This window comes from Kitasatospora sp. HUAS MG31, assembly GCF_040571325.1.
Taxonomy (GTDB): domain Bacteria; phylum Actinomycetota; class Actinomycetes; order Streptomycetales; family Streptomycetaceae; genus Kitasatospora; species Kitasatospora camelliae.
The window spans coordinates 7,711,598-7,729,342 of record NZ_CP159872.1 but is presented as its reverse complement, the minus strand read 5'-3'; the positions used below and the strand labels follow the sequence as shown (position 1 = coordinate 7,729,342).

Genomic DNA, 17,745 nt, shown 5'->3' with positions numbered 1-17,745 from the left:
CTCCTGCCGGGTGGGGGTCGGGGTCAGTGGGCCACGGCGGCGGCGCCGTGCTCGTCGATGAGCGCGCCGGTGGTGAACCGCTCCAGGGCGAAGGGCGCGGCCAGCGGGTGCGGTTCGCCGGTGGCGATGGTGTGCGCGTACACCCACCCGGAGGAGGGCGTGGCCTTGAAACCGCCCGTTCCCCAGCCGCAGTTGAGGTAGAGGTTCTCGACCGGCGTCGGGCCGATGATCGGGGAGGCGTCGGGGGTGACGTCGACGATCCCGCCCCAGGTGCGCAGCACGTGGGCCCGGGCGAAGATCGGGAACAGCTCCAGCGCGGCGGACATCTGATGCTCGATCATGTGGAAGGAGCCGCGCTGGCCGTAGCCGTTGTAGGCGTCGACGCCCGCGCCCATGACCAGCTCCCCCTTGTGGGCCTGGCTGACGTACACGTGCACGTGGTTGGACATCACCACGGTGGGGTGGACGGGTTCCAGCAGCTCGGAGACGAGCGCCTGGAGGGGGTGGCTCTGCACGGGGAGCCGCAGTCCGGCCAGGCCGGCGAGGACGCTGCTGTGCCCGGCGGCGGCCAGCGCGACCTTCCCCGCGGCGATCGGCCCCCGGTTGGTCCGCACGCCGACCACGCGGTCGCCGTCGCGCAGGAATCCGGTGACCTCGCAGCCCTGGATCAGGTCGACGCCGTACGCGTCCGCCCTGCGCGCCAGTGCCCAGGCGACGTGGTCGTGCTTGGCGATGCCGGCCCGGGGCTGCAGCGTGGCGCCGAGCACCGGGTAGCGCACGTCGGGGGAGGTGTTGACGATCGGGCAGAACGCGCGCACCTGATCGGGATCCAGCCACTCGGCGTCGACGCCGCCGAGCCGGTTGGCGTTCACCCGCCGGGTGCCCTCGCGGACGTCCTGCAGGGTGTGGGCGAGGTTGAGCACGCCGCGCTGGCTGAACAGGAAGTCGTAGTCCAGCTCCTCCGGCAGCACCTCCCAGAGCTTGAGCGCGTGCTCGTACAGCGCCGCGCTCTCCTCGCAGAGGTAGTTGGACCGGATGATGGTGGTGTTCCGGGCCATGTTGCCGCCGGCCAGCCAGCCGCGTTCGAGCACGGCGACGTCGGTGATGCCGTGGTTGCGGGCGAGGTAGTAGGCGGTGGCCAGACCGTGACCGCCTGCGCCGATGACGACCACGTCGTAGGAGCGCCTGGGGTCGGGGGTGCGCCACAGCCAGTCGGGGTGCTCGGGCAGTCGGTGGGACATCGCGGGACTCCCTCGTCTGGTGCTGTTTCAGACTACGCACAGGGTTGCGCGGAGCACAACAGTCAGGCAAGGGGGCGCGGCGGGGCCTTGACGGGGGCCTGAGTCGGTCCCGAGACTGTTGCGCAGTGTGAAGGGAGTTCCCTCTAGCGAAACTCACCGTCCTGGCCGGTCGCACCGCGCCGCCAGGCCCTTGTCGGCCCCTGCAGCAACCCCGCCAGACTCGCAGAATCGGCGTCACCGCCCCGAGAGCAACGGCAGGACACCCCATGACCTTGCGGCAGTACGACTTCATCATCGTCGGCGGAGGTTCGGCCGGCTGCGCGCTCGCGGCCCGGCTCAGCACCGACCCGGCCAACCGGGTGCTGGTGCTGGAGGCGGGCCGGCCCGACTACCCGTGGGACGTCTTCATCCACATGCCGGCGGCGCTGACCTTCCCGATCGGCAGCCGGTTCTACGACTGGAAGTACGAGTCCGAGCCGGAACCCTTCATGAACGGACGGCGGATCTACCACGCCCGGGGCAAGGTCCTCGGGGGGTCCAGCAGCATCAACGGAATGATCTTCCAGCGCGGCAACCCGCTCGACTACGAGCGCTGGGCCGCCGACCCCGGGATGAAGGACTGGGACTACGCCCACTGTCTTCCCTACTTCAAACGCATGGAGAGCTGTCTCGCCGACCGGGACGCCGGCGGCGCGGCCGCGGACGGCCACGGTTTCCGCGGACACCGGGGCCCCCTCGTCCTGGAGCGGGGGCCGGTCACCAACCCCCTGTTCTCCGCCTTCTTCGAAGCCGTGCAGCAGGCGGGGTACCCGCTCACCGACGACGTCAACGGCTACCGCCAGGAGGGCTTCGCCGCCTTCGACCGCAATCTCCACCGCGGACGCCGGCTCAGCGCCGCCCGCGCCTACCTGCACCCGGTGATGAACCGCCGCAACCTCGACGTGCAGACCCGGGCCCTGGTCGGCCGCGTCCTGTTCGAGGGCAGGCGCGCGGTCGGCGTGGAGTACGGCCGCGGCGGGACGCTGCACCGGGTGAGCGGCGGCACGGTCATCCTCTCCGGTGGCGCCGTCAACTCCCCGCAGCTCCTCCAGCTCTCCGGCGTCGGCCACACGGCGGAGCTGGAGGCGCTCGGCATCAGGACCGTCCAGCACCTGCCCGGCGTCGGCGAGAACCTCCAGGACCACCTGGAGGTGTACGTCCAGCACGCCTGCAGGCAGCCGGTCTCCGTGCAGCCGGCCCTGAAGATGTGGCGACGGCCGTTCATCGGCGCCGAGTGGCTCTTCCTGCGCAAAGGGCCGGGCGCCACCAACCACTTCGAGGGCGGCGGCTTCGTCCGCGGCAACGAGGACGTCGACTACCCCAACCTGATGTTCCACTTCCTGCCGATCGCGGTGCGCTACGACGGCTCCGCGCCGGCCGGTGGGCACGGCTACCAGGTGCACATCGGTCCCATGTACTCCGATGCGCGCGGCTCGGTGAAGATCAGGTCGAAGGACCCGCGCGAGCACCCGGCCCTCCGGTTCAACTACCTCTCCACCGCCCAGGACCGCCGGGAGTGGGTCGAGGCGATCCGGGTCACCCGCAGGATCCTCGGACAGCCCGCCTTCGACGAGTTCAGCGACGGTGAGATCTCGCCCGGCCCGGAGGTCGAGTCCGACGAGCAGATCCTGCAGTGGGTCGCCAAGGACGGGGAGACCGCCCTGCACCCCTCGTGCACCGCCAGGATGGGCACCGACGAGATGGCGGTCCTCGACCCGGCCACCCTGCAGGTCCACGGCCTGGAGGGGCTGCACGTGGTCGACGCGTCCGCGATGCCGTACGTGACCAACGGCAACATCTACGCGCCCGTGATGATGCTCGCCGAGAAGGCCGCCGACCTCATCCTCGGCAACACCCCCCTCGAACCCGACCACACCGAGTTCTACCGGCACCGCAGGACCGCCTGATCCGCACCGGGCCGGCCCCACCGCGCGCCGCCCGAGCGCCACCGCGAGCCGCCCGTTTCGCCGGCCCCGCCCGGCAAAACGGCGCTACCGGTAGAACGCGGGCCGTTCGACCATCTCGACCCCGATCCGGCCGCCCTCGCGCTGCGCGCGGACGCCGGCTTCGCAGACCGCGGCGGCCGCGTACCCGTCCCACACGCTCGGGCCGGTGACCTCGCCGCGCCGGGTGGCGTCGACCCAGGCCTGGACCTCGCGGTCGTAGGCGTCGGCGAAGCGCTCCACGAAGTCCTGGGCGATGGTGCCGCCCCAGCGTCCGGCCGTGTCGGTGACGAGGGACTGCTTCGTGCCGATGCGGGCGGTGCCGCGCTCGCAGACCGCCTCGGCCTTCACCTGGTAGCCGAAGCCGCAGTTGACGTTGATCTCGACGTCGACGACCACACCGCCGTCGGTCTCGAGGAGGACGAGCTGCGGGTCGTCCATGCCGGCGGGGGCGTTCGAGGACGGCCTCGGGCGCAGCACCGTGACCGCCGTGATCTCCTGGCCGAGCAGCCAGCGTGTCACGTCCATCTCGTGGACGACGGAGTCGTTGATGAGCATGGCGTTGGTGAAGCCTGGAGGGCTGGAGGCGTTGCGGTGCTGGTTGTGCATCATCAGCGTCCGACCGAGGTGGCCGCTGTCCAGCAGGGCCTTGAGCTTGAGGTATTCGGCGTCGTAGCGCCGCATGAAGCCGACCTGGACCAGGCGGTGGCCGAGCTTCTGTTCCGCCTCCATGACCCGCAGGGCGGAGGCTGCGTCGGGGGTGAGCGGTTTCTCGCACAGGACGGGGAGGTCGTGGGCGAAGGCGGTCAGCAGGGCTTCCTCGTGGGCGGGGCCGGGTGAGGCGATGAGGACGGCGTCGACCTCGCCGGTGGCCATGGCCGCGGCCGGGTCGCCGGAGCCGGTGCAGCCCTCGATGCCGGCGGCGAGCTGCTTGGCGCGCTCGGCGTCGAGGTCCACGACGGCGGACACGCGCGCCCCGCTGATCACCTGGTCGATCCGGCGCACGTGGTCGGCGCCCATCTTGCCGGTGCCGATGACGGCGATCCGGAGCGTCCTGCGCTGGGTCATGGTGGGGTGGTCGTCCCTTCGGTGGGTCAGACGCCGCAGGAGCGGAGGAACCTACGGGTGCGGGCGGCGATCGGCAGCGGCGCGTCGGGGTCGCAGGGGTACATGTCCTGCTCGACGATGGCGAACAGGTCCACACCCAGGTCCTGGGCCGCGGCCAGGACCGGCTCCAGGTCCGGTACGCCGGCGGGGGGTTCGCACATGACGCCGCGCTGCACGGCGGGGCCGAACGGCACTCCGTTGCCGAGGACGTCGGCGAGGATGTCCGGGTCGACCTGCTTGAGGTGCAGGTAGCCGATGCGCTCGCCGTAGGTGCGGATCAGTTTGACGCTGTCGCCGCCGCAGTACGCGTAGTGGCCGGTGTCCAGGCACAGGTTGACCAGGGCGGGGTCGGTCGCGTCGAGGAAGCGCTCGACGTGTTCCTCGCTGTCGATGTGGGTGTCGGCGTGCGGGTGGACCACGATGTCGAGGCCGTAGGTGTCCTTGACCACGCGCGCCAGCCGCTCGGTGCCGCGGGCGAGGTGGCCCCACTGTTCGGTGGTCAGCTCGGGCGGCTCGATGATCTCGGCCGTCTTGTCGTCCCGCCAAAAGGACGGGATGACCACGAGGTGTTCGGCTCCCATCGCCCGGGTGAGCGCGGCGACCCGGCCGACGTGGTCCCAGGTCGCCTCCCAGACGGACGGGCCGCGGTGCAGGGAGGTGAAGACCGTGCCGGCCGACACCTTCAGGCCGCGTCGGGCGACCTCGTCGGTGAGGCGGGCCGGGTCGGTCGGCAGGTAGCCGTAGGGTCCGAGTTCGATCCAGGAGTAGCCGGCCTCGGCCACCTCGTCCAGGAACCGCTCCCAGGGCACCTGTCGCGGGTCGTCCGGGAACCAGACGCCCCAGGAGTCGGGAGCCGAGCCCACCCTGATGCGGTCGAGGGCAGCGGTCATGTCAGGACCTTCCTTCGGGCGGGGTCGTGGTGAGCGCGGTGGGCTCATCCGATTCTGCGCGCCCGGGGCGCCCGTCGAGGCCGCCGACCTGGGCGAGTTCGTGCTCGAGTGCGGCGAGTTCGGCGCCGCCGGCCATGTGGTGGGTCAGCTCCTCGACGCCGACCTCGCCGCGGGCGGCGGACAGTTCCACGGTGCCCAGGCGCAGCACGGTGAAGTGGTCGCCGACCAGGTGGGCGTGGTGGGGGTTGTGGGTGATGAAGATGACGCCGAGGCCGCGGTCGCGCGCGGCGGCGACGTACTTGAGGACGACGCCCGACTGCTTGACGCCGAGGGCGGCGGTGGGCTCGTCGAGGACGAGGACGCGGGCGCCGAAGTGGACGGCGCGGGCGATGGCCACGCACTGGCGCTGCCCGCCGGAGAGGGTGCCGATGGGCTGTTCCAGGTCGTCCAGCACGATGCCCATGTTCCGCAGTTCCTCGTCGGCGGTCCGTTTCATCCTCGCGATGTCCAGCCGCCGCAGCGGCCGGCGGCCCAGGGTCAGCTCGGAGCCGAGGAAGAAGTTGCGCCACACCGGCATCAGGGGGACGGTGGCCAGGTCCTGGTAGACGGTGGCGATGCCGTGGGCGAGGGCTTCGCGGGGGGTGGTGAAGCGGGTGGGTGTGCCGTCGACGAGGAACTCGCCCTCGGTGTGGCGGTGCAGACCGGAGATGATCTTGATGAGGGTGGACTTGCCGGCGCCGTTGTCGCCGAGCACACAGGTGACCCGGCCGGGGTGCACGGTCAGGTCGACCCCGTGCAGGGCTCGGATGTTGCCGTACGACTTGCCCGCGTTCCGCAGCTCGACCAAGGCGATCGGGGTGGCCGGGTGGCCATGGGCGGTCATGGGTCTTACCTCCTCGTGGCCTGGCGGCGGACCCACAGGTTGACCAGCGCGGCGACCAGCAGCATGACGCCCAGGAAGGCCTTGAACCAGTCGGGGTTCCAGTTGGCGTAGACGATGCCCTGCGAGACCATGCCGAAGATGAAGGCGCCGATGACCGGGCCGACGGCGGAGCCGTAGCCGCCGGTCAGCAGGCACCCGCCGATCACCGCCGCGATGATGTACAGGAACTCGTTCCCCACGCCCTCGCCGGACTGCACGGTGTCGAACGAGAACAGCAGGTGCATGCCGACGAACCAGGCTCCCGCGCCCACCCCCATGAACAGGGCGACCTTGGTGAAGTGGACGGGCACACCGACCGCCCGGGCGGAGTCGGCGTTGCCGCCGACCGCGAAGACCCAGTTGCCGAACGCGGTACGGAGCAGGAGCCAGGTCGCCAGGCCCGCGAACGCGAGCCAGTAGAAGATCGTGATCTTGAAGTCGACCCCGCCGATACCGATCTCCGAGGCGAAGATCCGTTTCGCCTGGTCGAAGCCGTCCATGTCCCTGATGGACTCCGAGGCCACGTTCCCCGTGAAGATCTTCGTCACCGCCAGGTTCGCCCCCTGGAGAACCAGGAACGACCCCAGCGTGACGAGGAAGGACGGCAGGCCGGTCCTGATCAGCAGCCAGCCGTTGAACGCGCCCACCGCCAGGGAGACGGCCAGGGCGACGAGGACACCGGTCCACACGTTGACGCTGAGCTGGAAGGAGAGAATCGCGGCGGTCAGCGCGGAGGTGGTGACCGCGACGCCGGCGGACAAATCGAACTCCCCGCCGATCATCAGCAGCGCGACCGGGAGCGCCATGATGCCCATCACCGACGCCTGGTAGAGCACCGTGGCCAGCGACCCGGCCTCGCGGAAGGACGGCGCGAGGGTGAAGAAGAAGGCGTACACGCCGATCGCGGCGATCAGGGCACCGACCTCGGGGCGGGCCAGCATCCGCCGGCCCGGGGACCGCCGGGCGGTGCGGCCGTCCCGGTGGACGGCCGGTGGAGCCGGCGGCGGGGAGGTCCCCGCCGCCGGTGCCGTGGCTCGGGTCATCTCAGATCACCGGGTGCCCTTCGCGGCGAACGCGGAGACCAGCTCGACGTTGGCCTTGTCGACGAAGGCCGGACCGGTGAGGACCGGCTGCTCGCCGCCGCCGCTGTAGTTCCCGTTGTTCTTGTGGAGCCAGAGGGAGTCGACGGCCAGGTAGCCCTGGAGGTAGGGCTGCTGGTCCACGGCGAACTGGATGTCGCCGCGTGAGATCGCCGTGGTCAGCTCCTTGTTCAGGTCGAAGGTGGCCACCTTGGCCTTGCTGCCGGCGTCACCCACCGACTGGACGGCGGTGAGGGCGTAGGGGGCGCCGAGGGCGACCACGTAGTCGATGCCCGCGTCCTGGCGCAGCTTGGCGGTGATCGTGGCCTTGACGGACGGCATGTCGGTGCCGTTGACGTTGAGGACCGCGGTGTCGCCGCCGAAGGTCTTCTTCACACCGGCGCAGCGCTGTTCGAGGCCGACGTTGCCCTGTTCCTGGATCACGCAGACGGCCTTCTTGGCGCCCGTCTCGTTGAGCTTCTTGCCGAAGGCCTCGCCGGCGACCGACTCGTCCTGGCCGAAGAACGACAGCAGGTTGAGCGACTTCCAGTCGCTCAGGCCGGAGTTGAGGCCGACGACGGGGATGCCCGCCTTCGCCGCCTTGGCCACCACGTCCTTCATGGCGTCCGGCTTGGCGAGAGTGATCGCGATGCCGTCCACCTTCTGGTCGATCGCGTTCTGGACGAGGTTGGCCTGGGTGCCGGCGTTCGGGTCCGCCGAGTAGACCAGCTTGATGTTGTCCTTGGCGGCGGCGGCCTCGGCGCCCTTGCGGACGATGTCCCAGAAGGTGTCGCCGGGGGCCTGATGGGTGACCAGGGCGACCGTCATCCGGGGGGTGTCGGCGCTGCTGGCGGCGGCGCCGCTGCCGCCGTCCGCGGCCTTCTTGCCTCCCGACTCGCTGGAGCAGCCGGCCATCAGCAGGACGGAGGCGGCGGCCAGCGCCACCATCGGGGCGGTTCTCCGGAATCGGGGGTGGAACGTACGGTCCATCTTTCCTGCACCTCGCTGTGCGACGGGGAAGGGAACGGGACGGCGGAGGGCGCCGCGTCCGCGGGGCGGAGACGGCGGCCCGGGAGGGGGACCGCCCGGACGGCGGTCCCTTCTGGGACGGGATACAAACGCCTGGCCCGCCCCGCTGTCAATACTTTGTCAAGACATCATTTCACCAGGAGGTCCGAATGTCCGGACATACCTTGACAGGGTGAGCCCCGACCCGTACACCTGGGAGACGACCGGCCATCGACGCCCCGCAGCCGGACCTCTGACGGTCCGTTTCCCCCTGAGGAGTGACGCGCATGCCTGATTCCGTCGAACCGTTCGATCTCCTCACCATGGGACGGCTCGGGGTCGATCTGTATCCGGTGGAGACCGGTGTGCCGCTGTCGCGGGTCGATTCCTTCCGCAAGTTCCTCGGGGGCTCGCCCGCCAACGTCGCCGTGGCCGCGGCACGCCTGGGCCACAGCACCGCCCTGATCAGCAGGACGGGCGACGACCCCTTCGGCGACTACCTGCACGAGGCCCTCAAGGAGTTCGGGGTCGACGACCGCTTCGTCACCCCGGTGGCGTCCTACCCGACGCCGATCACCTTCTGCGAGATCTTCCCGCCGGACGCCTTCCCGCTGTACTTCTACCGGCAGCCCAAGGCCCCCGACCTGGTGATCAACGGCGACGAACTCGACCTCCCCGCCATCCGCGCCGCCCGGATCTTCTGGATCACCGGCACCGGCCTGAGCGAGGAACCGAGCCGCTCCAGCACCCTGGCCGCCCTCGCCGCCCGTGCCAGGGCCGGCACCACCGTCTTCGACCTCGACTGGCGCCCGATGTTCTGGAAGGACCCGGACGCCGCCCGTCCGCACTACGCCGAGGCGCTGCGCCATGCCACCGTGGCCGTGGGCAACCTCGACGAGTGCGAGGTCGCCACCGGTCTCCGCGAGCCGAGGGCCTGCGCCGAGGCGCTGCTGGCGGCGGGGGTCGAGCTCGCCGTCGTCAAGCAGGGCCCCGCGGGCGTGCTGGCGGTCCACCGCGACGGCACGAGCGCGGAGGTCGCCCCCGTCCCGGTGGAGGTCGTCAACGGGCTCGGCGCCGGGGACGCCTTCGGCGGCGCGCTCTGTCACGGGCTCCTGAACGGCTGGGAGTTGGAGCGGACGATGCGGTACGCCAACGCGGCCGGGGCGCTCGTCGCCACCCGGCTCGCCTGCTCCTCCGCCATGCCCACCGGGTCCGAGATCGCCGACCTCCTCGCCCGCAGCCGACCGACACCGCCCCGGAACGGATCCCGACCGTGACCCTCACCATCCCGGACCTCGTGACCGTGCGTGCCCGGCGCCCCGAGGCGGTCGCCGAAGCGGCCACCCGCCGCGCCCGCAGACCCCTCGTCGGCGCGAGCGGGCGGCTCATGATCGTGGCCGCCGACCATCCCGCGCGCGGGGCTCTCGGCGTCGGCGGGGACCGTCTCGCCATGGCCAACCGGGCCGACCTGCTGGAACGCCTGTGCGTCGCACTGTCCCGGCCCGGCGTGGACGGGGTGCTGGCCACCGCCGACATCCTGGAGGACCTGCTCCTGCTCGGTGTCCTGGACGACAAGGTCGTCATGGGCTCGATGAACCGCGGCGGGCTGGCGGGGGCGTCCTTCGAGATGGACGACCGCTTCACCGGGCACCGCGCCGAGGACATCGAGCGGCTGCGGTTCGACGCCGGGAAGCTGCTCGTCCGCATCGACTACGACGACCCGGGCTCCCTCACCACGCTGGAGACGACCGCCCGGACGATCGACGCCATGGCGGCCCGCCGGCTGCCGCTGTTCGTCGAACCGTTCATCACCCGCCGCGTCGACGGCCGGGTCCGCAACGACCTCAGCGGCGAGGCCGTCGCCCGGTCCATCGCCATCGCCTCGGGCCTCGGGGGCACCTCCGCCTACACCTGGCTGAAACTGCCCGTCACCGAGGACCCCGACGACATGGCGGCGGCGCTGGAGACCTCCACCCTCCCCGTCGTCCTCCTCGGCGGCGAGGTCGCCGGGGACCAGGACGGCGCGTACGAGCGGTGGCGCAAGGCGCTGCGGCTGCCCACCGTCCAGGGCATGATCGTCGGCCGGTCCCTGCTCTACCCGGCCGACGGCAGCGTGGAGACCGCCGTGGACACGGCGGTCGGCCTGCTGTGAGCGCCCTGGCCCTCTACCCCCTCGGAAGGACGCCATGACCACCACCCACCACCTCCGCGCGGGTTCGGCGGGTGACGGGACCTACACGGTGAACGTCTCTCCCGCGTCGGCCGGCTGGGGCTACTCCAGCCTGCGGGTGCTGGAGCTCCCGCCGGCCGGCCGGCACTCCTTCGCCACCGGCGACAGCGAGTGGATCGTGCTGCCGCTGGCGGGCTCCTGCACGGTCACCGCCGGCGGTGACGTCTTCCGACTCCGCGGCCGCGCGAGCGTCTTCGACGGGGTCACCGACTTCGCGTACGCGCCCCGCGACGCCGAGGTCTCGATCGCCTCCCCCGACGGCGGGCGCTTCGCGCTGACCGGCGCCCGCTGCGAGCGCCGCCTGCCCGCCCGCTACGGGCCGGCCTCCTCGGTCCCGGTCGAGCTGCGCGGCACCGGCACCTGCTCCCGCCAGGTCAACAACTTCGGCGCCGCCGGGGTCTTCGCCTGCGACCGCCTGATCGCCGTCGAGGTGATCACCCCGGGCGGCAACTGGTCCTCCTTCCCCCCGCACAAGCACGACGAGCACCGGCCCGGTCAGGAGTCGCAGCTGGAGGAGGTCTACTACTACGAGTTCGCCGCCCACGCGGGCACGCCCGGCCTCGGCTACCAGCGAGTGTCCCCCTCGGGGCGCGGCGGCACCGATGTGCTGGCGGAGGTCCGCGACGGTGACGTGGTGCTGATCCCCGACGGCTGGCACGGGCCCTCCATGGCCGTACCCGGCCACGACATGTACTACCTGAACGTCATGGCGGGCCCCGACCGCGCCTGGCTGATCCACGACCACCCGGACCACGCGTGGATCCGCGGTACCTGGCCCGAGCAGCCGGTCGACCCCCGCCTCCCCCGCTACACCGCCCCCGCGAAGTGAACCCCGCCCGCCCCGCCCCCGGCCACCAGCCCGTCCCGGAGAGGTCCCGATGAGCCACCCGCACCGGCCGACGCACCGCCTGACCACGGCCCAGGCCCTGGTGAGGTTCCTGTCCGTGCAGTACAGCGAACGCGACGGCGTACGGCACCGGCTGATCGCCGGCACCTGGGGCATCTTCGGGCACGGCAACGTCGCCGGCATCGGACAGGCCCTGCTGGAGACCGGCGAGGACACCATGCCCTTCCACCAGGGCCGCAACGAGCAGGCCATGGTGCACGCCGCCGTCGGCTACGCCCGCCAGCTCGACCGGCTCTCCACCCAGGCCGTGACCACGTCCATCGGCCCCGGCGCCACCAACCTGGTCACCGGCGCCGCCCTCGCCACCATCAACCGGCTGCCGGTGCTGCTCCTGCCCGGCGACTCCTTCGCCACCCGCCCCGCGGACCCGCTCCTCCAGCAGCTGGAGCACCCGAGCCAGGCCGACGTCTCCGTGAACGACACCCTGCGCCCGGTCTCCCGCTACTTCGACCGGATCACCCGCCCCGAGGCGCTGATCCCCTCCGCGCTGAACGCCATGCGGGTGCTGACCGACCCGGCCCAAACCGGCGCGGTCACCCTCGCCCTGCCGCAGGACGTCCAGGCGGAGGCGTACGACTGGCCCGAGGAGTTCTTCGCCGAGCGGGTCTGGACCGTCCGCCGCCCCGCGCCCGACCCGCGGGAGCTCGCCGAGGCCGTCCGCGCCCTCCGCGCCGCCGGACGTCCGCTGATCGTCGCGGGCGGCGGCGTCCACCACAGCCGGGCCGAGGACGCCCTCAGGGCGCTCGCGGACGCCACCGGCATCCCGGTCGCCTCCACCCAGGCGGGCAAGGGCTCCCTGCGCCACGACCACCCGGCCGACCTGGGCGGCATCGGTCACACCGGCACCGCGGTCTGCGACGAGATCGCGCGCACCGCCGACCTGGTCCTCGGCGTCGGCACCCGCTACTCCGACTTCACCACCGCCTCCGGCACCCTCTTCCGGAACCCGGACGTCCGGTTCGTCAACCTGAACATCACCGCGTTCGACGCCCACAAGCTGGCCGCGCACACCCTGGTCGCCGACGCCCGCGCGGGCCTGGAAGCCCTGACGGAGCAGCTGGCCGGCCACCGGGTCTCCGCGGCCTACGAGGCCGAGTACCGTGCCGGCAAGCAGAGCTGGGAGCAGGTCGTGGACGCCGCCTTCCGGGCGGAGGACGAGCACGCCGTGCCGACCCAGACCCAGGTGCTCGGCGCACTGGACGCGGTCGTCGGCGACGAGGACATCGTGATCAACGCGGCCGGATCCCTCCCCGGGGACCTGCACAAACTCTGGCGGGCCCGCTCGCCGCGCCAGTACCACCTGGAATACGGCTACTCCTGCATGGGCTACGAGATCCCGGCCGGCATCGGCGTCCAGCAGGCCGCACCGGGCACCCCCGTCTGGTCCCTGGTGGGCGACGGCACGTACCTGATGATGCCCACCGAGATCGTCACCGCCGTCCAGGAACACCTGCCGGTCAACCTGATCCTGATCCAGAACCACGGCTACGCCTCCATCGGCGGCCTCTCCGAGGAGACGGGCGGCGAGCGCTTCGGCACCGCCTACCGCTACCGCGCCGCCGACGGCACCTTCACCGGCGCCCCGCTGCCGGTGGACCTGGCCGCCAACGCGGCGAGCCTCGGTATGGACGTCATCAGCGCCAAGACCGTCGGCGAGCTACGGGCCGCACTGGCCCGGGCCCGCGCCTCGGACCGGCCGACCTGCGTGTACGTCGAGACCGCCCCGACCCCCGCGTCCCCGCCGGCCGAGGCCTGGTGGGACGTACCGGTCGCCGAGGTCGCCACCCGCGACGCCGCCCTGGCCGCCCGCCGACGCTACGAGCGCCACACCGCGACCCGGCGCCGCCACCTGTGACCCCCGCTCCCGGGTTTTTGTCAGGACAACACGATGACAAGGGTTTCTGTCATTCTCGAGACCGGATAGGCTCGCCACGTGACCCGCTCTGCTCCCTCGGACCTCGACTTCGCGCTCGACAGAACCAGCCCCGTGCCGCTCTACTACCAGTTCGCCCAGCAACTGGAGTCGGCGATCGAGCACGGGCTGCTGCACCCCGGCAGTCTGCTCGGCAACGAGATCGAACTCGCCGGGCGGCTCGGCCTGTCCCGGCCGACGGTACGCCAGGCCATCCAGACCCTGGTGGACAAGGGCCTCCTGGTCCGCCGCCGCGGAGTGGGCACCCAGGTGGTCCACAGCCAGGTCAAGCGCCCCATGGAGCTCACCAGCCTCTACGACGACCTGGAGGCCGCGGGCCAGAGCCCCACGACCCGGGTCCTCGGCAACGAGATCGTGCCCGCCCCGCCGGAGGTCGCCGCCTCCCTCCACCTCGCCGAGGGCGCCCCGGTCCACCGCGTCGTCCGGCTGAGACGGGCCCACGACGAACCCATGGCGTACCTCTCGAACTACGTGCCCGAGGGCCTGCTCGACCTCGACACGGACAAGCTGGAGGCAACCGGCCTGTACCGGATGCTGCGCGGCGCGGGCATCACCCTGCACAGCGCCCGGCAGTCGGTCGGCGCACGCTGCGCCACCGCCGAGGAGGCCGAGCTGCTCGGTGAGCCCGAGGGGGCCGCCCTGCTGACCATGCAGCGCACGGCGTACGACGACGCCGGCCGCGCCGTCGAGTACGGCTCGCACATCTACCGCGCCTCGCGGTACTCCTTCGAGTTCCAGCTGCTCGTACGGGGCTGATCCTCCCCCTCCTGGCCGGTCGCCTCGGGTTCCCGTGCCGGGCGCGGGGCGCCCGCGGGGGTGCCGGCCGGGGTGTCGCGGACGGCGTCGGCCTCCCTCGCCAGCCTGCCCAGGGCCCGCCCGGGGCGACAAGCCGGAACCACCGCAGGTGCCGAAACCTTTCAGCCGGCCCCGGTAACCCGCCGGTGCCGCGGCGCCCCGCGGGTGCTCCGCCCTCGCGGTACAGGCTGGTTGTGGCGAGGGATCGGGCAGCTGACGGAGCGTCCGGTGGCCGGGTCGGGCAGTACGACGAAAGTGCGGCGTTCGGACCACCCCGGCTCGTCCCTCCGCGCCGGGGGCGGCGTGTCACCACCCTGATGGGGCCCTGTCAGCGGTCGGGTGGGGCACAGTGTCGGACGTGCCCACCACGCGCCGAAGCCGCCGCACCCGCCCCCTCGGGGTGGACCAGGCCGGCCGCGACACCGTCCCCGCTCCGTCCGACGTCCTCGCCGAGCGGGCCCGCTGCTGTGCAACGGTCACCACCCGGTGCGTGATGGACGGCGGCGGTGTCCTCACCCTGATCCACCACACCATCACCTGCCTCACCCACGTCATCTGGGCCGACCCACGGACGGGGATCGCCGTCACAGCGCCCCCGCCTGCTGTGCTCCACTGCGAGCACCCCGCGGAGGAGTCCCCGACGGAGCCGGACGACTCGGCGGCCTCCGCACATGACGGGGCCGGAACACGCCGGACGTCGTCCCGCGCCCAGGACCTGATCCCGGTCGCGGGCGACGAGGCGACGACCCCGGGGGTGTACGACCGGGTGAGGAAGCGGTGGGTCGACCTCTCGCGGGGCGCCACCCGGCTGAAGCCCGGCCTGGCCGGCGGCCGGTACGTGTGCCGGGTCTGCCGGGCGAGCCTGACCCTGCGCGGGGCACGCCCCGGTGCCAAGGTGTCGCCGCACTTCTCGCACCCGAGCGGCGTGGACTGCACCCCGCCCTCCACGGTATCCGCGCACCCGGAACCGCCCGTCCCGCCCACCACACCGCCGCCTGCGCCGACGCCCGAGCCGGTGTGGGTGGTCGTGTCGATGGCGGTGCCGGTGGCTGTGCCTCCGCAAGCGTCCGATCCGGTCCAGGCGCGGGTGAACGCTTCCACCCCACCGGGGCCCAGGCAGCCGATCCCCGGACCCGAGGCCGGGCCGGTACTGCCACCCCAGGCCTCGCTCGTCCCCGCCCCGGCCCCGGCACCGAAGTGGCAAACCTGCTCGCACAAGCGGAAGCCAGGCGGTCTCAGGCACCGGGAGCAGCCGTCCCGATCCGCGGACCACTCCGGGGACTAAGCCCGCCTCCTCCCCACCACCGGTCGACCCGCCCCACCCGGCCGAAGCACTGGGCCTGATCCGCTACGCGTGGTCGCGCCGGCCGTCGGTCGCGGACCAGGGGCACCGGGTGCGAGGCGTCAGCGCCGCCGTGCAGCGGCTCGGCGCAGCAGGCGGACGTAGCGGGAGTGCCGGGTCGGGCGGCGGACGGTACCGGTGAGGGTGCGCTCGGCGCGGTCGAGGCTGTCTTCCAGGAGCGCGTCGTGCATCCACCGGTAGAACAGCGGCCAGGTCAGCCGCGCGGGGCCGCGGAGTGTCGCGGCGAGCGTGTGGCAGAGCCGGACGGTCCCGTCGCCGCGCGGGTGCGCGGAGAGTTCGTGGAAGCCGTGGAGGCCGCGCGGCGCGGTGAAGGCGAAACGCACCCACTGGCCGGGCGTGAACGCGGTGACCGTGTAGCGCACCGGTCCGTGTCCGCCGGACGAGCCCGGCGCGAGTCCCGCGTCAAGTCGCATCGGCGGCCAGGCGTCGGCCGGCCAGAGGCGGTCCTCGGCGCCGGCCAGGCCGTCGATCAGCGCGCCGACCTCCCCGGCTGTGGCTGGCAGGACGCGTTCGTGGATGTTCAGCACCGCCATGAGGGCCCCCAAACGGTTTTGGATGGATCACTCCAATTCATATGGAGAGTACTCTCCATTACATGCCGAGGCCACCCCGATACGACGAATCCCAACTCCTCGATGCCGCGGTGCGGCTGGCCGCAGCGGGCGGGCCGGCCGCGGTCACCATGGCGGCGGTCGCCAAGGAGAGCGGCGCTCCCAACGGCTCCGTCTACCATCGCTTCCCGCAGCGGACGGTGCTGCTGGCCGAGCTGTGGCTGCGTACCGTCGAACGCTTCCAGGTGGGGTACCGGGCCGCGCTGGACTCCGCCCCGCAGCCACTGTCCGCCGCCCGGGCAGCGGCCCGCGAGGCGGTGGGCTGGTGCCGTGCCAATCCCGGGGAGGCGGCCGTCCTGCTGCACGGACCGGAGGCCTTCGGCCGCCGGGACTGGCCGGAGGAGTACGTCCGCCGGGCAGACCGCGGCAACCGCCACGCGCTCGGCGCGGTCGCCGCCCTCGCGGCCGGCCTCGGCGCGTCCCACCCGGCCGACATCGAGCGGGTGACACTCGCACTGATCGACCTACCGATCGCCCTGGTCCGCCGTCACATGCGCGACGGCGGCACCCTGCCCGCCCACGCCGAGCAGTTGGCCGAGGACTGCACGAGCAGCCTTCTGGCGGACCTTCAGCCGCACGAGGGCGGCGGCAGCAGCACCTGACGGCACCTCTGCCTCAAGCGTGATCGCCTCGCCGCGGCCCCGCCCCCACGGTGAGCGCCGCGGCCCGGACGCCTCCCGGTGCCGGAGAGCGCGTCATCCTCGTCAGCTTCGGCTTCCGCGCGCGATCAGGCGCGGAGTACGGCCACCCGCCTCCCACCGGTCCCGCGCTGAGGCCGGGCAGGGTCCACCTGCAGCTGCCGATAGGCCCGCCGGAGCAGGGCTGGACGGCGGGGCGCCCTGCCCGGAGGGTCACGGATTCACGTCAGTGGCGGGCGCCGTCCGGGCCTCGATCGCCCTCGGTACCGTCGGCGGCCTGGGCGGTCTCCCCCTCCTCGGTGGCGCGGGCGAGCCGGCAGAGGTCGGGGAGCAGGGCGGCGAGCCCCGCCGTGTACCGCTCGACCTCGGCGCCGTCGGGCAGCGGGTGGTACAGGAAGCAAGCCTCGTTCCGCTGGAGGCTGACCGCCGGCGCACCCAGAGCGGCGAGGCGTTCGATCAGCTCGCTTCGCACGAGGGGTTCGGCGATGGCCTCGGTGCCGCTCGCGCACATCGGGATGTAGAGGCCCGGCTGGACGACCGGGAGCCCCAGGGCGGCGGCACTCCAGTCCCGTTCGAGCCTGATCATCGGCACGTGCTCCGGGAGTTCGTAGCTGAACAGCAGCCAGTACAGGCCACGCCGCTGCTCCAGGCGCACGAACCGGGCGACGGTGACCTCACGCCCGTCCGGACCCGGGCCGGTGGCCGTGGTGATGCGCGGGACGCTCAGCCAGGGGTAGTGCGGCACGTACGCATTCCACGGTTCGCCGGGCGCCAACGTCCGCCAGCCGGGGCTGCCGCCGAGGACCCGCATCAGCCGATCGGCGGCCTTCGCCCGCCGCAGAGTACGGATCTCCCGACTCAGTCCGAAGGCGACAGGTGCCAGCAGCAGGGCGAAGAAGAAGATCCAACCGAACATGTCGTCCCCCCTCATGACCTCGCCCGCGACCCCCGCAGGGCGATACCACGTGAACTCACACCGTAGGAGACTCCACTGACACAGACTCAGTTCCAGCGACCTGTGGGCACGGCTTCGGCCCGG

The 17,745-nt window shown here is 72.3% G+C and carries 15 protein-coding genes; 7 read left to right on the top strand and 8 right to left on the bottom strand.

What is annotated here, in order from left to right; all coding sequences use genetic code 11:
- Nucleotides 1-23: 23 nt before the first annotated feature.
- Nucleotides 24-1,241 (bottom strand): sarcosine oxidase subunit beta family protein, encoded by a 1,218-nt coding sequence (locus ABWK59_RS34975; RefSeq protein WP_354644695.1) that lies wholly within the window; start codon nt 1,239-1,241, stop codon nt 24-26.
- Between the two features lie 266 nt (nt 1,242-1,507).
- Between ABWK59_RS34975 and betA the strand changes: the two genes are divergently transcribed.
- Entirely contained in the window at nt 1,508-3,187 is a 1,680-nt protein-coding gene (betA, locus tag ABWK59_RS34970; RefSeq protein ID WP_354644694.1) for a choline dehydrogenase, read from the top strand.
- 84 nt (nt 3,188-3,271) lie between these two features.
- Here betA and ABWK59_RS34965 read toward each other — a convergent pair whose 3' ends face one another.
- From ABWK59_RS34965 to ABWK59_RS34945, 5 genes are read right to left on the bottom strand one after another with little or no spacing between them, the layout of a single operon-like run.
- Entirely contained in the window at nt 3,272-4,291 is a 1,020-nt protein-coding gene (locus tag ABWK59_RS34965; protein ID WP_354644693.1) for a Gfo/Idh/MocA family protein, read from the bottom strand.
- Nucleotides 4,292-4,317: 26 nt separating this feature from the next.
- Nucleotides 4,318-5,220, bottom strand: a complete 903-nt coding sequence (locus ABWK59_RS34960) for a sugar phosphate isomerase/epimerase family protein (RefSeq protein ID WP_354644692.1) — start codon at nt 5,218-5,220, stop codon at nt 4,318-4,320.
- 1 nt (nt 5,221) lies between these two features.
- Nucleotides 5,222-6,103, bottom strand: a complete 882-nt coding sequence (locus tag ABWK59_RS34955) for an ATP-binding cassette domain-containing protein (RefSeq protein ID WP_354644691.1) — start codon at nt 6,101-6,103, stop codon at nt 5,222-5,224.
- A 5-nt stretch (nt 6,104-6,108) separates the two neighbouring features.
- Nucleotides 6,109-7,185: an ABC transporter permease gene (locus ABWK59_RS34950; protein WP_354644690.1), complete on the bottom strand. Its 1,077-nt coding sequence runs from the start codon at nt 7,183-7,185 to the stop codon at nt 6,109-6,111.
- A gap of 6 nt (nt 7,186-7,191) precedes the next feature.
- A complete protein-coding gene (locus ABWK59_RS34945; protein ID WP_354644689.1) occupies nt 7,192-8,211 on the bottom strand; it encodes a sugar ABC transporter substrate-binding protein in 1,020 nt (339 codons plus the stop codon).
- Nucleotides 8,212-8,516: 305 nt separating this feature from the next.
- On the opposite strand from ABWK59_RS34945, the gene iolC reads away from it, so the two are divergent.
- The 5 genes from iolC to ABWK59_RS34920 all read left to right on the top strand — a co-directional run bounded on the left by iolC (nt 8,517) and on the right by ABWK59_RS34920 (nt 14,055).
- Nucleotides 8,517-9,506 (top strand): 5-dehydro-2-deoxygluconokinase, encoded by a 990-nt coding sequence (gene iolC / locus ABWK59_RS34940; protein WP_354644688.1) that lies wholly within the window; start codon nt 8,517-8,519, stop codon nt 9,504-9,506.
- Nucleotides 9,503-10,381 carry a Cgl0159 family (beta/alpha)8-fold protein gene (locus ABWK59_RS34935; protein WP_354644687.1) on the top strand — a complete coding sequence of 293 codons (879 nt, stop codon included), beginning with the start codon at nt 9,503-9,505 and terminating at the stop codon, nt 10,379-10,381. Before iolC ends, ABWK59_RS34935 begins: the two co-directional genes overlap by 4 nt.
- Nucleotides 10,382-10,415: 34 nt before the next feature.
- Complete coding sequence (iolB, locus tag ABWK59_RS34930; RefSeq protein ID WP_354644686.1) at nt 10,416-11,288, top strand: 5-deoxy-glucuronate isomerase; 873 nt, start codon at nt 10,416-10,418, stop codon at nt 11,286-11,288.
- A gap of 49 nt (nt 11,289-11,337) precedes the next feature.
- On the top strand, nt 11,338-13,221 hold the full coding sequence (iolD, locus tag ABWK59_RS34925; protein WP_354644685.1) for a 3D-(3,5/4)-trihydroxycyclohexane-1,2-dione acylhydrolase (decyclizing): 1,884 nt from the start codon (nt 11,338-11,340) through the stop codon (nt 13,219-13,221).
- A gap of 78 nt (nt 13,222-13,299) precedes the next feature.
- Nucleotides 13,300-14,055, top strand: coding sequence for a GntR family transcriptional regulator (locus ABWK59_RS34920; RefSeq protein ID WP_354644684.1), 756 nt, complete (start codon nt 13,300-13,302; stop codon nt 14,053-14,055).
- Between the two features lie 1,443 nt (nt 14,056-15,498).
- Here the strand turns inward: ABWK59_RS34920 and ABWK59_RS34915 are convergent.
- The gene (locus tag ABWK59_RS34915; RefSeq protein ID WP_354644683.1) at nt 15,499-15,990 is read right to left on the bottom strand and encodes an SRPBCC family protein; all 492 of its coding nucleotides are present in this window, start codon (nt 15,988-15,990) and stop codon (nt 15,499-15,501) included.
- Between the two features lie 62 nt (nt 15,991-16,052).
- Between ABWK59_RS34915 and ABWK59_RS34910 the strand changes: the two genes are divergently transcribed.
- The gene (locus ABWK59_RS34910; protein ID WP_354644682.1) at nt 16,053-16,670 is read left to right on the top strand and encodes a TetR/AcrR family transcriptional regulator; all 618 of its coding nucleotides are present in this window, start codon (nt 16,053-16,055) and stop codon (nt 16,668-16,670) included.
- 262 nt (nt 16,671-16,932) lie between these two features.
- Here the strand turns inward: ABWK59_RS34910 and ABWK59_RS34905 are convergent, their stop codons facing one another.
- Entirely contained in the window at nt 16,933-17,622 is a 690-nt protein-coding gene (locus ABWK59_RS34905; protein ID WP_354644681.1) for a hypothetical protein, read from the bottom strand.
- Nucleotides 17,623-17,745: the final 123 nt, after the last annotated feature.

What these genes read in the sequence shown, in the direction of transcription:
- ABWK59_RS34950 (WP_354644690.1), bottom strand. Translation starts at nt 7,185, where the DNA reads ATGACCCGAGCCACGGCACCGGCGGCGGGGACCTCCCCGCCGCCGGCT.
- ABWK59_RS34955 (WP_354644691.1), bottom strand. Translation starts at nt 6,103, where the DNA reads ATGACCGCCCATGGCCACCCGGCCACCCCGATCGCCTTGGTCGAGCTG.
- iolC (WP_354644688.1), top strand. Translation starts at nt 8,517, where the DNA reads ATGCCTGATTCCGTCGAACCGTTCGATCTCCTCACCATGGGACGGCTC.
- iolD (WP_354644685.1), top strand. Translation starts at nt 11,338, where the DNA reads ATGAGCCACCCGCACCGGCCGACGCACCGCCTGACCACGGCCCAGGCC.
- iolB (WP_354644686.1), top strand. Translation starts at nt 10,416, where the DNA reads ATGACCACCACCCACCACCTCCGCGCGGGTTCGGCGGGTGACGGGACC.
- ABWK59_RS34960 (WP_354644692.1), bottom strand. Translation starts at nt 5,220, where the DNA reads ATGACCGCTGCCCTCGACCGCATCAGGGTGGGCTCGGCTCCCGACTCC.
- ABWK59_RS34915 (WP_354644683.1), bottom strand. Translation starts at nt 15,990, where the DNA reads ATGGCGGTGCTGAACATCCACGAACGCGTCCTGCCAGCCACAGCCGGG.
- ABWK59_RS34905 (WP_354644681.1), bottom strand. Translation starts at nt 17,622, where the DNA reads ATGTTCGGTTGGATCTTCTTCTTCGCCCTGCTGCTGGCACCTGTCGCC.
- ABWK59_RS34945 (WP_354644689.1), bottom strand. Translation starts at nt 8,211, where the DNA reads ATGGACCGTACGTTCCACCCCCGATTCCGGAGAACCGCCCCGATGGTG.
- betA (WP_354644694.1), top strand. Translation starts at nt 1,508, where the DNA reads ATGACCTTGCGGCAGTACGACTTCATCATCGTCGGCGGAGGTTCGGCC.
- ABWK59_RS34975 (WP_354644695.1), bottom strand. Translation starts at nt 1,241, where the DNA reads ATGTCCCACCGACTGCCCGAGCACCCCGACTGGCTGTGGCGCACCCCC.
- ABWK59_RS34965 (WP_354644693.1), bottom strand. Translation starts at nt 4,291, where the DNA reads ATGACCCAGCGCAGGACGCTCCGGATCGCCGTCATCGGCACCGGCAAG.
- ABWK59_RS34910 (WP_354644682.1), top strand. Translation starts at nt 16,053, where the DNA reads ATGCCGAGGCCACCCCGATACGACGAATCCCAACTCCTCGATGCCGCG.